This window comes from Kitasatospora sp. NPDC041917 (assembly GCF_055589745.1).
The window spans coordinates 80,762-96,089 of the sequence record NZ_JBVJBI010000015.1 but is presented as its reverse complement, the minus strand read 5'-3'; the positions used below and the strand labels follow the sequence as shown (position 1 = coordinate 96,089).

At 75.7% G+C, this 15,328-nt stretch carries 4 protein-coding genes; 1 reads left to right on the top strand and 3 read right to left on the bottom strand.

Annotation, left to right across the window (positions count from 1 at the left end):
* Positions 1-6: 6 nt before the first annotated feature.
* Positions 7-3,156: a class I adenylate-forming enzyme family protein gene (locus ACZ6EM_RS20220; RefSeq protein ID WP_465772942.1), complete on the top strand. Its 3,150-nt coding sequence runs from the start codon at positions 7-9 to the stop codon at positions 3,154-3,156.
* 118 nt (positions 3,157-3,274) lie between these two features.
* Here ACZ6EM_RS20220 and ACZ6EM_RS20215 read toward each other — a convergent pair whose 3' ends face one another.
* The 3 genes from ACZ6EM_RS20215 to ACZ6EM_RS20205 are packed head-to-tail and all read right to left on the bottom strand — an operon-like array spanning position 3,275 to position 15,085.
* Positions 3,275-6,403, bottom strand: coding sequence for a non-ribosomal peptide synthetase (locus tag ACZ6EM_RS20215; protein WP_465772903.1), 3,129 nt, complete (start codon positions 6,401-6,403; stop codon positions 3,275-3,277).
* The gene (locus ACZ6EM_RS20210; RefSeq protein WP_465772902.1) at positions 6,400-11,985 is read right to left on the bottom strand and encodes an amino acid adenylation domain-containing protein; all 5,586 of its coding nucleotides are present in this window, start codon (positions 11,983-11,985) and stop codon (positions 6,400-6,402) included. Before ACZ6EM_RS20210 ends, ACZ6EM_RS20215 begins: the two co-directional genes overlap by 4 nt.
* Positions 11,986-12,040: 55 nt before the next feature.
* Entirely contained in the window at positions 12,041-15,085 is a 3,045-nt protein-coding gene (locus tag ACZ6EM_RS20205) for a non-ribosomal peptide synthetase (protein ID WP_465772901.1), read from the bottom strand.
* Positions 15,086-15,328 lie beyond the last annotated feature (243 nt).

Genomic DNA, 15,328 nt, shown 5'->3' with positions numbered 1-15,328 from the left:
CGGCCGATCTTCCTCCGGCATCGGTCCGCCGCGCTCCGAAAGCCCCCGGGAGTCGTCATCAGCGCCCAGCCCGTCCCCGTCCCGCTCACGCTTCCGGCGCTCCTGGACCACCGGGCCTCGCTCCATCCGGAACGCACCGCGCTGCTCGTGCCCGGCGGCGGGAGCCTCACCTACGGCCGGTGGCGCGAGCGGGCGGTGCGGGCCGCGCACGGGCTGGCCCGGGCGGGCGTGCGCCCCGGGGACACGGTGGCGCTGCTGTTCACCAACCGGGAGTGGGACGCGTACGCCGTGGCGTTCCTGGCCGCCCACTACGCGGGCGCGGCCGGGCTGGTGATCCGTGAGGACCTGGCCCCGACCGATGTGGAGCGGCTCGTCGAGGCGGCCGGGGCGCGCTGGGCGGTCGCCGGGAACGGCCCGCGCACCACGCTGCCCACCTTCGCGCTCGACGGCCTCGACGCTCCGCTCGACTCCCCGGACGGCGCTCCGCTCGACCCACCGCTCGGCGCCCCGGACGGGATCGAGCCGCCGCACCGGGTCGCCCCCGGCGACCTGGCCCAGATCATCGGGACCTCCGGCACCACCGGCACCCCGAAGGGCGTCCGGGCCGCGCACGCGAGCCTGACCGCCGGTCTGGTCCTCAACCCCCGGCCCCGCCCGTACGCGCACTCACGGCACGCGGTGCACGCCTTCCCGATCGGCACCAACGCCGCCCAGGCGGTCCTGGTGAACGCGCTGACCGCGCAGCCCACGACGATCTGTCTGCCGCGCTTCGACGCGGAGGAATTCGGGCGGGTGGTCGAGGAGTTCGGCGCGGGCACGGTCTTCCTGGTGCCGTCGATGGCGGTGGAACTGCTGAACTCCGGAACAGCCGCGCGCCGGGACCTCGGCAGCGTCCTGCTGGTCGGTTCCACCGCCGCCGCGCTCCCGCCGGCCGTCGCCGCCGGGCTGAGCGCCGCTCTGCCGAAGGCGACGGTCGTCAACACCTACACCTCGGCCGAGGCCTCCCCCGCCCAGATCTCCGCGATCGTCGACCCCGGCCGCCCCGGCTCGGTGGGCCGCCCGACCGACCCGGCCGACCTGCGGATCCTGGACGAGGCCGGGGAGCCGGTGCCGCCCGGCGGGACCGGCGAGATCTGGCTGCGTCAGCCCGGGCCGCCGCGCGGATACGCCGGGGCGGCCTCCGACGGCGTCTTCCGCGACGGCTGGGTGCGCATGGGCGATCTCGGCAGGCTGGACGGGGACGGCTTCCTCCATCTGGTCGACCGGGAGAGCGACATCGTCAAGTCCGGTGCGCTGAAGGTCTCGACGCTGCGGATCGAGGCCGTGCTGCACGAGCACCCGCAGGTCGCCGACGCGGCCGCGCTCGGTCTGCCGCATCCGGTGATGGGCCAGGTGCCGGTCGCCGCGGTGGTCCCGCTGCCGGGCGGAATCGATCCGGACGGTCTGCGGCTGTTCCTGAGCGAGCGGCTCGCCAGGCCCGAACTGCCGGTGCGCATCCTGGTGTTGGACTCCCTGCCCCGCAACCCGAGCGGCAAGGTGGTCAAGCACGAGCTGCGGACCGCGTTCGACGAGCCCGCCCCGGTGACGGGAAGGGCCCCGGAGACGGAGCGGGAGATCGCCCTGGCCGGCCTGTGGCGGACGGTGCTGGGACGGCCGGTCCGGGCGGTGCAGGAGGAGTTCTTCGCCCTCGGCGGGGACTCGTTCCGCGCGGTCCAGCTGGCCGCCGCGATCTCCGCCGAGTTCGGCGTGGCGGCTCGCACGGCGCTGGTCTTCGAGCGCCCCTCGCTCCGCGCCCAGGCGGCCTGGCTGGAGCGGGCCGAAGCCTCGGCGGCCGGGACGGTGGAGCGGTCCGGGGCCGAGGTGTCGGACTTCCTCCGCTCGCTGCGCGCACAGCCGCACGACCTGCCGCTCACCTCCCAGCAGGAGAACTTCCTGCGCTGGATGGCCGAGGCCCCGGGCCGCAACGTCGGCGCGGTGGCGGTGATGTTCCGGGTGACGGAGGGCCTGCGGACGGACGTCCTGGCCGACGCCCTGCACGAGGCGATCCGCCGCCATCCCGCGCTGCGGACCAGGTTCGTCCCGGTGCCCGGTGCCGAACCGGGGGTGCTGCGGGCCGTCCTGGACGACGAACCGCACGCGGACGTGGTGCTGGTGGAGGCGCCCGGCGCGAGCGACGACGAGGTGTCGGCGCGGCTGGTCGCCGTGCGCGACCGGCTGACGGACGTCGCCGCGGGGCCGATGACCAGGCTGGCCGTGGTGAGCCGCGGGCCGCAGGACCACGTCGTCCTGCTGGCCGTCCACCACCTCGTCAGCGACGGCTGGTCGCTGGGCGTGCTCCTGCGCGAGCTGGGGGTGGCGTACTCGGCGCTGCGCCACGGGCGCCGGGTGCCGGCCGCCCGGCCCGGCCCGGAGTACCGCGAGCTGGCGGAGTGGTCGAACGCCCACTGGCCGGCGTCCCGGACGCACTTCGCGACGGCGCTCGCGGACGCGCCCGCCGCGATCGACCCCTTCCCGGGGCGCCACCACACCGAGGTGGTGCTGAGCGCCGCCCACGCGTTCACGGTGCCCCCGGAGGCGGCGGACGCGCTGCGGGCCAGGGCGGCGGAGCTGGGGGCCACGCCGTTCCTCGCGGTGGCGGCGGTCTGGAGCGGCCTGCTGGCCGCCCGCAGCGGACAGCCGGACCTCGTCCTCATGACGCCGGTGCCCGGCCGGACCAGACCGGAGGCGGAGCGGGCGGTCGGCTGCTTCGTGCAGTCGCTGCTGGTGCGGGTGGACGTGTCGGGCGCGCCGGGCTTCGCCGAACTGCTCGACCGGGTCCGGTCCGCCGCCACCGCCGCGCTCGACCACCAGCTCTACCCGTTCGCGGAGTTCAGCCCGCTGGTGCCGTTCGCGGCCTGGCTGAGGTACGAGAGCTGGAGTGCGCCGGCCCAGCTGCCGGGGGTGGCCTGCGCGGCCTGGGAGCTGCCCCGCAACGCCACCGTGCCGTACCCGCTGCCGGGCGGTGACCGGCACGTCCCGGAGCTGGCGGTCACCGAGCAGCCGGACGGCGCGCTGCGGTGCTGGCTGCGGTACAACGAGCACGCCTTCGAGGCGGCGACGGTGTCGGCGCTGGCCGACGACCTCGCCGCGGCGCTGGCCGGGGCGGCCGGTATCTGACACGAGGAAAGCGGGGGTGCGGCCATCACCGGCCGCACCCCCGGAGCGCCCCCGCAGCGCCCCCGGAGCGCCCTCGGGGCCCGGCTTCCACTGCGCGCGGAAGCCGGGCCCCGCCCGCTCAGCCGGAGAGGCGCCCGGCCGCCTCCTCCTCGGTGAGCGCGTCGATCTCGGCGATCAGCAGCGCCTCGATCCGGGCCGCGAGGGCGGCCGGTGTGCTGCTCTCGAACACGTCGCGGATGGGGATGTCGAGTCCGATCCCGGCCCGGATCCGCGCGGCGACCCGGGTGACCAGGAGGGAGTCCCCGCCGAGCGCGAGGAAGTCGTCGAACACCCCGACCCGCGGGACTCCGAGGACCTCCTGCCACAGGTCGGTGACCAGCTGCTCGGCGTCGGTGCGCGGCGCGACGTAGCCCGACCCGGCGGCCGGCCCGGGGTCGGGCAGGGCCGCGAGGTCGGGTTTGCCGTTCGGGGTCAGCGGCAGCCGGGCCAGGGTGAGCACGGTGTCCGGGACCATGTAGGCGGGAAGCCGCAGGGCGAGGTGCTCGCGCAGCTCGGCCGGTCCGGGCTCGGCACCCGGGCACGGGACGGCGTACGCCAGCAGTCTCCGGCCGTCGCGGACCAGCACGGCGGCCTGCGCGACGGCCGGGTGCGCGGTCAGCGCGGACTCGATCTCCGCGGGCTCGATCCGGTAGCCGCGCAGCTTCAGCTGGGCGTCGCCGCGCCCCAGGAACTCCAGCCGGCCGTCCGCCCGCCACCGGGCGCGGTCCCCGGTGCGGTACATCACGCCGCCGAGGAACGGATCGGGTACGAAGGCGGTCGCGGTCAGGTCGGGCCGGCCCAGGTAGCCCCGGGCCAGGCCGCTGCCGCCGATGTACAGCTCGCCCTCGGCTCCCCGGGGCAGCAGCCCGCCGCGCTCGTCCAGCACGTGCAGCCCGACCCCGGGCAGCGGGCGGCCCAGCGAGGGCCGGCGCTCGGTGTCGGCGGCCGTCAGCTCGGCCGCGGTGACGATCACGGTGGCCTCGGTGGGGCCGTAGGTGTTCACGAGCCGGACGGCGTCCCCGTGCCGTCGGCGCCACCGGGCGACCGTGTCGGCGCGCGCCTCGGAACCGCCGATGACCACCAGGCGCAGTGCCTCCGGCCAGCGGGTCTGCTCGCCGAGGCCGACGAGCTCCTCCCAGTAGGCGGTCGGCAGGTCGAGCACGGTGACGGACCGGCCGGACGGGCCGTCCAGCAGGTCGGGCAGGGTCCGGCCGCCGCCGGGCAGCAGCACCACGCACGCCCCGGCCGCCAGGGCCGGCCAGAGCTCCTCCACGTGGGTGTCGAAGCCGAGGGAGGCGAACTGGACGATCCGGTCGGCGGGGCCCAGCGCGTAGCCGTCCGGGCCCGTCATCCAGTCGACCCGGGCGGACACCGCCGAATGGTCGACGGCGACGGCCTTCGGCGTGCCGGTGGACCCGGAGGTGTAGAGGACGTAGGCCAGGCCCCGCGGGTCGGGCGGGGCGAGGTCGGCGGTCCCGGCGCCGGGCAGGTCCGCGCCGGTGAGGGTGAGGACGGCGTCGGCCTCGCGGACCATCAGGGCGCGGCGGTCCTCGGGGTGGGCCGGGTCGAGCGGGAGGTAGGCGGCGCCGGCCTTCCAGACCGCGGTCAGGGCGACGACCAGGTCGAAGGAGGGCGCCATCGACACCGCGACCACCCGGCCGGCCACCGGGCCGAGCCGGTGCGCCAGTTCGGTGGACCGCCGGTCGAGTTCGGCGTAGGACAGCGTCCGGCCGTCGCAGTCCAGGGCGGGCGCGTCCGGCCGCGCGGCGACCTGGTCCGCGAACCGCTCCAGCACCGTTCGCACGGTGGCGGGAGCCGTCGGCCCCGCGCCCAGGGCGAGCAGCGCCGCCCGCTCCCGCGCTCCGACGAACCAGTCGCCGTGCAGGGGGAGTTCCGGGTCCTCGACGATCCGCGTGTACAGCTCGCGGCACCGGCCGCCGAGCGCCTCGACGGTCTCCCGGTCGAAGAGCTCGCGGTCGTAGCAGAAGGAGAGCGTGATGCCGCCGTCGGCGGTGCGCCAGCTGTCGAGCAGCAGGTCGGTCTTGGCCTGCTCGAAGCCGGAGTCCATGCTCGTGGTGCGGACGCCCGCGGGCAGCGCGGGTTCGCCGGAGCCGTCCGCGAGGTCGTTCTGGCTCTGGTGGACGAAGACGGCCTGGTAGAGCGGTCCGGCTCCGGTGTCCGCGGGCAGGCCGAGGTGGGCGGCGAGCCGCTCGGCCGGGGCGTCGGGACGGCTCAGGGCGGCGAGCGCGGCGGACCTGGTCCGCTTCAGCACCCCGCGGAAGTCGGGGTCCCCGGTCAGGTCCGACCTGATCACCGCGGTGCGGTTGAAGTAGCCGAGCAGCGCTTCGTGCGCCGCCTCGGTGCGGCCCGCCAGCGGGGTGCCGACCACGAAGTCCCGGCAGCCGGTCCAGCGGGCGAGCACGCACTGGTAGCCGGTGAGCAGCACCATGAACGGGGTGCACCGCTCCTGGCGGGCCAGCCGGTCGAGGGCGGCGGTCAGCTCGGGGCCGAGGTCGACGGTGACGAAGCCGGCGGGTCTGGTGGGGTCCGACGGTCTCGGCCGGTCGAACGGCAGGCGCAGCGCTCCGGTGCCGGCGAGCCGGTCCGCCCAGAACCGGAACGCCTCCCCGCCCGCCTCCCCGCCGGTCCTGGCCTGTTCGGCGCGGGCGAAGTCGCCGTACTGCAAGGGGAGTTCGGGAAGATCGGCCGGTGCCTCGCCGATCGCCTCGCGGTAGAGGGCCAGCAGTTCGCGCCACATCGTGCGGAAGGACCAGCCGTCGGCGACGATGTGGTGGACGACGACGCTGACCGCGTGTTCCCGCTCCCCCGCGCTGATCAGGGTCGCGCGCAGGGGCGGCGCGGCGGCGAGGTCGAACGGCGCGTTGACGTACGGGCGGCAGGCGTCGGTGAAGTCCGCCTCGGTGGCTCCCTCGGGCAGGCGGAGGACGACCAGGTCGATCGCGGCGGGGGGCTGGACCAGTTGGACGGGCTCCGCGGCCTCGGGGTCGTCGTACCCGAAGCGGGTGCGGAGGATCTCGTGCCGTTCGGCCAGCCGGCCGAGGGCGGTGCGCAGGGCCCGCGGGTCGATCGGCCCGGTCCAGCGCCGGTTGAGGTACATGTTGAAGCCGGCGTCGTCCGGGTGGAGCTGCTGGAGGAACCAGAGCCGGCGCTGTTCGGCGGTCAACGGGTGGGTGGCGGTGGTGGTCACCGGACGGTCACCTCGGTCTCGGAGCGGTGCGGGAGGGTGGGCGCGGCGGCGGCGGCGTCGGCGTCGGCGTCGGCGTCGGCGTCACTGGACGGCCGGGCGGTGCCGGCGGCCCGGTCCTGGATGGCCCTCAGGCCGACCAGGTCGTCGGGCTCGGCGTCGGGGACGTCCCGGTCGAAGTGCCGCAGCACCGGGACGGCCAGGCAGACCAGCGCGAGGGCGGCCATGGCGAGGCCGAACAGCAGGTAGAGCAGTCCGATGCCGCGGCCCTCGCCGGTGCCGATGAGCCGGCCGACGGTGGAGGCGAGGGCGCCGCCGCGGTCCATCAGCGGCTGGAGGAGTCCGGGGCCGAAGGGGGCGACGACGGCGAACCCGACCGGCAGGGTCGACCAGGCGACCATGGTGTTGACCGCGATCACCCGGCCGTGGAAGCGCAGCGGCACCTTGGTCTGCACGATGGTCGCGTAGGCGCCGTTGAGCAGGGCGAGCGCGAAGGTCATGCCGAACGCGCCGAGGGCGACCGTCCAGATCGACGGGCGCAGCCCGGTGAGCAGGCAGGCCCCGGCGACCGCCAGGGTGGCGAGCAGCACCCCGCGCAGCTTCCGTCGGCGCGGTCCGCCCCAGGCCACCAGGGTGATCCCGCCGAGCACGGCGCCGAGGCCGGCCGCCGTGGACACCCAGCCGGCCGCGGAGAGCGGGGCGAAGGAGAGCACGAGCGGGGTGGTGAGCAGGAACAGCGGGGAGAGGAAGACGTTCAGGACCGCGAAGTACAGCAGCATCGCGCGGAAGTGGCTGCTGCCGAGGGCCCGTCGGAAGCCTTCGCGGATCTCGGCGGGAATGCTCTCCCGCCGGGTGGAGCCCATCACGTCCGGGAAGCGCACGGCCAGGGTGACGCCGACGGCGACCGCGTAGCCGGCCACGTCGAGGGCGAGGATGCCGCCGAGTCCGATGGCGGCGAGCAGGCCGACGGCGAACAGCGGGACGAGGAACTGGGCGAGGCCGAAGGCCATCTGGACCACGCCGTTGGCGCGGCCGAGGTAGCGCTTGGGGACGAGCTGCGGCACGGCCGCGTTCCAGGCGAGCCGTTGGAAGGAGAGGGCGGCGGACAGCACGGCGACGAGCGCGTAGGCGTGCCAGACCTCCAGTCCGCCGGTGGCGTACAGCAGGAGCAGGACGACCTGGGTGAGGCCGGCGGCGAGGTCGCCGAGGAGCATGGTCCGGCGCCGGTCGCCCCGGTCGACGATCGCTCCGGCGATCGGGGCGGCGAGGATGCCGGGCACCAGGCCGCAGGCGGCCAGCAGCCCGAACTGGGCGAGGGAGCCGGTGCGCAGGTAGATCCAGACCGGGAGGGCGAACTCGGTGAGCGCCGATCCGATCATCGACACCTGCTGCCCGGAGGCGACGGTGAGGAAGCGGCGCATGGTCGGGCGGACGGGCGCCTGCGCGTCCTGCGTGACCGGCCGTTCGGCGTCCCGGGAGAGCCCGGCCAGCCACCAGGTGGCGCCGTCCGTCCGACGGTGGCGGTCCTCCTGCCCCGCGGCGATCGACCGGTGGACGCCGGTGACGACGGCCGCGAGTTCGGCGGCACGGTACTTGAGGTAGAAGTGGCCGGCCTCGTCGAGGACCACCACGGCGGTGGTGTCGGCGATCCGGTGCCACTCGCGGAAGCGCTCCTGGTAGAACTCGGTGGCCGGGTCGCGGTCGCCGCAGACCGCGATCACGGGGGCCTTGATCCGTCCGCCCTCGGTCCCGAACATCCGGGTGAAGTACCGTTCGACGTCCTTGGTGCCGGTGCGGCGGTTGCGGACGATCAGCCGCAGCTGCTCCGGGTCCAGGTCGTCGGTGTCCATCCCGGCGGCGGCCAGACCGTTGATCATGTCCTGGTCGCTGCGCATCCGGTCGAGGAGTTCGGCCCACCGTTCGCCGACGGCCGCGCCGCGTCCCCTGGGGCGGGCGAAGGGGAAGATGCCGCCGAGGTGGACGGCGTCGATCTCCCGGCCGGCGGCCTCGACCCGGCGGGCGATCTCGACGGCGAGGCGCACGCCGACCCCGCAGTGCCCGTACAGCACGATCCGGCCCTCGACGCCCTCGACGATCTCGCGCGCGCACCGGTCGGCGACCTCGTCGACGTCCATCGGTTCCTCGCCGAGTTCGTGGCCGGGGACGGCGATGGAGTGCAGCGCCCAGTCCTCGGGCAGGGCGTCGGCGAGCGGCTTGTAGATCAGCGCGCTGCCGCCGCCGTAGGGGGCGCAGACCACGCTCGCGGTGGTGCGGCGGCGTTCGGGGGTGAGCCGGTGCAGCAGCCCCTGCGGTCCGCGGTCGGCGCCCGGGTCGGTGACGAGCCCGGCGAGCTGCCGGACGGTCGGGAAGCGGAAGAGGTCCATCACGCCGACCGGGGTCGGCAGGTCGGGGAAGGTGCGGCGCAGCCGGGCGACGACCTGGGTGGCGAGCAGCGAGTGCCCGCCGATCTCGAAGAAGTCGTCCAGGGCGCCGACCTTCGCGACGTCGAGCACCTCGGCCCAGATCGCGGCGATCAGCGTCTCGGTGTCGCCCTCGGGTTCGACGTGTCCGGCGGCCGGGGCGGTGTCCTCGGGTTCGGGCAGCGCCTTGCGGTCGACCTTGCCGTGGGCCAGCAGCGGCAGGCGGTCCAGGACGACGTACCGGGCGGGGACCATGTAGTCCGGCAGGACCTCGCCGAGCGTCACCCGCAGTTCGGCCGCGGCGGGGACGGCCGCGTCGGCCGCGCGTTCGAGGTAGGCGACGAGGTTCTGCCGGATCCCCTCGCCCCGGACGGTGACGAAGGCCTGGGTGACGCCGGGCAGCGCGGTGAGCGCGGCCTCGATCTCGCCGGGCTCGACCCGGTAGCCGCGGACCTTGATCTGGTCGTCGGCGCGGCCCAGGTACTCCAGCACGCCTCCCCCGGCCTCCGGCCGCCAGCGGGCCAGGTCGCCGGTGCGGTACATCCGGCCGCCGGCGAACGGATCCTCGACGAAACGTTCCGCCGTCAGCTCGGGACGGCCCAGGTAGCCGCGGGCCAGCCGGTCCCCGCCGAGGTACAGCTCGCCCGTCACGCCGGGCGGCACCGGCCGCCGGGCCGCGTCCAGGACGTAGCAGCGCGCGCCGGCGAGCGGGGTGCCGATCGGGGTGTTCCCCGGGCCGTGCTCCCCCGGCAGGACCTCGTGGACGGTGACGCCGACCGTCGCCTCGGTGGGGCCGTAGTGGTTGAACACCGCGCAGCCGCCCCGGCCGGCCAGGTCGGCGGCCCAGGCCCGGGACGAGGCCTCCCCGCCGAGCACCAGGGCGCGGCGCGGCAGCAGGCGTTCGAGCGGGGCGTCGGCGGACAGCGCGGCCAGGTGGGAGGGCGTCATCTTGAGGTAGTCGAGCGCCGACGCCTCGATGTGTGCGGCGAGTTCGGCGCCGGCGATGCGCCGCGGCAGCAGGTGCACCCGGCCGCCGGTGGTGAGCGCCAGGTAGAGCATGGTGATGCTGAAGTCGAAGGACAGGGACTGCAGCAGCCCGTAGCGGGCGCCGGGCTCGATCCGCAGCCGTTCCCGCACGCCGGCCAGGTAGTTGAGGATCTCGCGGTGCTGCACCGCGACGCCCTTGGGCTGCCCGGTGGAGCCGGAGGTGTAGATGACGTACGCGAGGTCGTCCGGTCCGGACGCCTCGGCGAGCGGCGCGTCGTCCGAAACCCGGTGCGGCGCGGAGTCGGCGCGGTCCACCAGCAGCTCCGCGCCCCCGTACGCGGGGAACCGCTCCCGCAGCTCCGAGTCGGTCACCAGCACCCGCACGTCCGCGTCGGCCACCAGGTGGGAGAGCCGCGCGGGCGGCTGCTCCGGGTCCAGCGGCAGGTAGCAGCCGCCGGCCTTCAGCACGGCGACCAGGGCGACCGCCAGGTCCGGGGACTGTTCCAGGCACACCGCCACCCGGTCGTCCCGGCCGACGCCCAGCGCCCGCAGCCGCCGGGCCAGGGCGGTCGCCCGTGCGTCGAGTTCGCGGTGGGTGACGGTGGCGTCCTCGAAGACCAGCGCGGGGCGGTCGCCCGCCTGCCGGGCCGCCGCCGCGAGCAGCGCGGTCAGCGTTCCGGGCCCGTCCTCGGGGAGCGCCGGGCCGGCCGCCCACTCCTCGACCAGGTCGCGGTGCTCGGTGCCGGTCGTCACCGGCAGGTCCTCGACGGCTCGGTCCGGATCGGCCGTGGCCGCCGTCATCAGGACCTCGAACCGCTCGGTGAGCCGTCGCACGGTGTCGGCGTCGAAGAGGTCGGTCCGGTAGGTGATCAGCCCGAAGAGCCCGCCGTCCTTCTTCTCCCGCAGGTAGAAGGCGAGGTCGGAGTGGCTCGTGGTGGCGGCGTGCCCGAATCCCTCCGCGGTGGCGGCGGGTGCGGTGGGGGCGGCGCGGTCGCCGTAGTTCTGGAACGCGAAGGTGGCCTGGAACACCGCCGAGCGGCTGACGTCGCGCTCGATGTCCAGGTCGGCGACCATCTGCTCGAAGGGCACCTCCTGGTGGGTGTAGGCGTTCAGCGTGGTCTCCCGCACCCGGCCGACCAGCTGTCCGAAGGTGAGTCCTTCGTCCAGCCGGGCGCGGATCGGCAGCATGTTGACGAAGGCCCCGACCACCGCCTCCAGTTCCCGGTGGAGACGGCCGGCCACGGCCGAACCGATCGCGAAGTCCCGCTGGCCGGTGTGCCGGCCGAGCAGCACCTGGAGCCCGGCCATCAGCACCATGTACGTCGACGCGCCGCGGGCGCGGGCGCACTCGGCGACGGCGCGGGCGAGTTCCGGGCTCCAGTGCAGTTCCACGGCGGCGCCGTCGAAGGTGAGCAGCGGCGGCCGGGGGCGGTCGACGGGCAGTTCCAGGGCGGGGACGTCGGCGAGTTCGGTCCGCCAGTAGTCGCGGGAGGCGGCCAGGGCGCCGCTGTCCAGCCGGTCCCGCTGCCAGCGCGCGTAGTCCCCGAACTGGACGGGGACGGGCGGGAGTTCGTGCTCCGTGCCGTGGGCGTACCGGGCGTGGAGCAGGTCCAGTTCGCGGTTGAGGATGTCGATCGACCAGCCGTCGCCGACGATGTGGTGCATGACCAGGGCGAGGACGTGGTCCTCGGCGGAGAGCCGGACGAGCAGGGCGCGCAGCAGCGGCCCGGTCGCGAGGTCGAAGGGTCTGGCGACCAGCGCCCCGATCTCGTCGGCGGCTCTTCGGCCGGGGTCGGGATCGTCCGAGGCGTCCACGAACGCGGCGGCGAAGGGGCCCGGTTCGGCGATCAGGACCTCGGCCCTGCCGTCCTCCGTGACCGGGAAGGTCATCCGCAGGCCCTCGTGCCGTGCCACCAGGGCGGCCAGGGCGGTGTCCAGCGCCGAGCGGTCCAGCGGGCCGCGCAGCCGCCGGGCCGGGGCGAGCGTGTAGGCCGTCCCGCCGGGCGAGAACTGGTCCATGAACCAGAGCCGTTCCTGTCCGCTGGACAGGGGCGGGGCGCTGCCCTCCGGGCGGGGCTCGACCACCCGCACCGGGGCCGCGGCGCCGCGCAGGCGCTGGGCGAGGAGGGATCGTTTGGTGGCGGACCAGTCTGCGGGCAGGTCCTGGGTGTCGGTCATCGGCAGTCCGTTCGGGCGTGGAGCGGGGAGGACGCGCAGGGGCGGTCGGCGGCGGTCAACGCCGCTCTCTCACGACGTCGGCCAGGGCGGCCGGGGTGGAGGCGTCGAAGAACAGGTCGAAGGCGAGCTCGACCCCGAAGGCGGCGCGGATCCGGGCGGTGATCTGGATGATCGTCAGCGAGTGTCCGCCGTGGTCGAAGAGGTCGTCCTCGGGGCCGAGGCCGCAGACACCCAGGACCTCCTCCCAGATCGCCAGGACGCCCGCCGTGACGTCGTCGGCCTCCGCCGCTACCGCGGCCCGCTCGCGCGGCGGGTCGGGCAGCGCGCGCCGGTCGAGCTTGCCGCTCGGGGTGAGCGGCAGGCGGTCGAGGGTGACGAACTGCCGCGGCACCATGATCGCGGGCAGGGTGCGCAGCAGGTGGTCCCGCAGGTCCGCGTCGGGCAGCGGTGCGCTGTCGGGAGCGGGCACCCGGTAGCCGACGAGGGCGGGCTCCCCCTCGGCCTGCTCGCGGACGGCGACGGCCGCCGCGGCGACGGCCGGGTGGTCGAGCAGCGCGGCCTCGATCTCGCCGAGTTCGATCCGGTGGCCGCGGATCTTCACCTGGTCGTCGATCCGGCCGTGGAACTCCAGTTCGCCGTCCCGCGTCCACGCCACGAGGTCGCCGGTGCGGTACATCCGGCCGCCGGCGAACGGGTCACCGACGAAACGTTCCGCCGTGAGTTCGGGCCGCCCCCGGTAGCCGTCCGCGAGGCCGTCGCCGCCCAGGTGGAGCTCTCCGGGGATCCCGATCGGCACCGGGAGGCCGTCGGCGTCCAGGACGTACGCCCTGGTGTTGGCGACCGGCCGGCCGATCACCACGGCGTCCGGCTCCGCGGGGACGTCGGCGCAGGTGGCGTAGATCGTCGCCTCGGTCGGGCCGTACCCGTTGATCAGCCGGCCGAGGGAGCCCCGGAGCTCGCGGGCCAGCGGGAGCGGCAGCGCCTCCCCGCCCACGATCCCGGTCAGCCCGGCCGGCAGGGGCCCGGCGCTGAGCAGCACGCGCCAGCCCGAGGGGGTCGCCTGCAGATGGGTCACGCCCTCCCGCCGGATCAGCCCGACGGTGCCCGGCGCGTCCAGGGCGGCGCCGTCCGGTGCGAGGACCAGCCGGCCGCCGGTGACCAGCGGCAGCAGGATCTCCAGCCCGGATATGTCGAAGGAGAGCGAGGTCAGGCCGAGCCAGACGTCCTGCGGTCCCGAGCCCAGCCGGTCCGCGAAGGAGGTCAGGAGGTTCACCAGGGCCCGGTGCCCGATCTCCACGCCCTTGGGCCGCCCGGTCGAGCCGGAGGTGTACAGCACGTAGGCGAGGTCGCCGGACGGGGCCGGCTCCGCCCCCGGGGCCGTCGGTTCCGTGCGGCCGCCGCCGAGGCGCAGGACGGCCGGTGCCGCCGCCACCACGTCGGCAGCGGGCTCCCGGTCGGCGACCAGCAGGGCGGCGCCCGAGTCGGCGAGCAGGAACGCGAGCCGCTCGGCGGGGTGGCCGGGGTCGAGCGGCAGGTAGGCGGCCCCGGCGGCGTGCACCGCGAGCAGGACGGCGGGCAGGTCGGCGGAGCGCTCCAGGTGCAGGGCGACGACGTCACCGCGGCGGACCCCGGCCCCGCCCAGGACGGCGGCCAGTTCGTCGATCCGCTCCACCAGCGCGCGGTAGGTCAGCCGCTCGGTGCCCGCGCTGACGGCGACGGCGTCCGGCGTCTCGGCGGCCCGATCCCGCACCAGGTCCAGCGCCGTGCGCTCGCGCGGGTAGGCGTGGGCGGTGGCGTTCCACTCCTCCGTCACCAGGTGCCGCTCGCACTCGCCCAGCAGCGGCAGGGCGCTCAGCGGCGTCTCGGGCGCGGCCGTCGCGGCCTCCAGCAGGGCCGTCCAGTGCCCGGCGATCCGGTCCACGGCGTCCGGCGACAGGACCGCCGGAGCGTACTGGAGCGAGAACGCGAGCCCGTCGGCGGTGTCGACAGCCTGGAGGTGCAGGGTGTTGCGGGCGGCGCCGTTGAACACCGCGCGGTCCACCCGCACGGTGCTTCCCGGGAACACCGGGTCCGCGGCCGCGCCGCGCCGGTAGCCGAACGACACGGGGGCCAGCCCGGCGCGCGGCGTGAGGCCGCCGACCGCCGCACCGAAGGGCACCGGGCGGAACGGGTACCCGCCACGGGCCTCGGCCCGCACGGCCCGGGCAAAGGCGGCGAAGGACGTCCGGGCGGTCACCCCGGCCGGTGCGTGCACCGGCAGCTCGTTGACGAACAGCCCGATCTCCCCGGCCTGTTCGGGGGTCCGGACGGACAGCGGCACGGCGACCGGGACGGCCTCGCCGCCGTAGCGCAGCAGCAGGGCGTGCAGGGCGGCGAGCAGGAACTCGAACACGGTGACGCCGCAGCGCTCGGCGGCCTCGGCCAGGTCCGCCCGGCCCCGCGCGTCGATCCGCCACGCGTCGGACTCGCCGGACGCCGGGGCCGTGACGGCATGCGGCAGTCCCGGGAGGACGGGCTCCGTCGCCGCGGCCCACCGCGGGTCGTACCAGTCGGCGGCCCGGCGGACGAGGTCGGGGTCGGGCGGGGAGAGGGGCGCGGACGGGATCCGGTCGGCGGCCGGGGCGGCCTCGCCCAGGGCCTGCGCGTAGGCCGCGGCGAGTTCCGCCACCAGGATGTCCTTCGACTCCCCGTCGAAGACCGCGTGGTGCACGACGGCCAGCAGTTCCGCCGCCTCACCGCTGCCGCGGTAGAGGGTGAACCGGGCCAAGGGGCCCGCCTGGAGGTCGAACGGTCGTGCCGTGTCCTCGGCCAGCCGCTTCTCCCGGCCCCGCACGCACTCCTCGGAGGCGTCGACCACGTCGAGGACCGGGGCGGGGCCGGGCTCCAGCACGAGGCTGCCGTCGCGTTCCACGAACACCCGGGACAGGGCGGGGTGACGTGCCGTCACCGCCGAGACGGCCCGGGCGAGGACCTCGGTGTCGACCCGGTCGAAGGAGAGCAGGACGGGCATGTGGAACACCCCGTGCGCCCGGCCGAGGCGCTCGGTGAACCAGACGCCCCGCTGGAAGGGCGAGGCGGGCAGGGGGAGGGAGTGTGGCATGTGCGGCTCGATTCGGCAGTCGGTGAATGGCGCGTTCCCCGTGGCCGGGCGCCGACGTGGCCGGCACCGCGGATGCTCTGGCGGCCCGGCCTCCGGGTGGCGTCCGACCGGCTCCCGGCCGGCCGACGGGCCGCTCCGGCCTCGACCCTCCCGGCCCGCAGATCCCCCCTGCGCACGACCGGTTCGGAGCCGGTCCTCTCCCCCGATGAAAAAGACCGATCTTGGTCCAGACCTGCCGAGAGG

Bases quoted from the DNA above. Each gene is read 5' to 3' on its own strand.
- ACZ6EM_RS20205 (WP_465772901.1), bottom strand. From the start codon at position 15,085: ATGCCACACTCCCTCCCCCTGCCCGCCTCGCCCTTCCAGCGGGGCGTC.
- ACZ6EM_RS20210 (WP_465772902.1), bottom strand. From the start codon at position 11,985: ATGACCGACACCCAGGACCTGCCCGCAGACTGGTCCGCCACCAAACGA.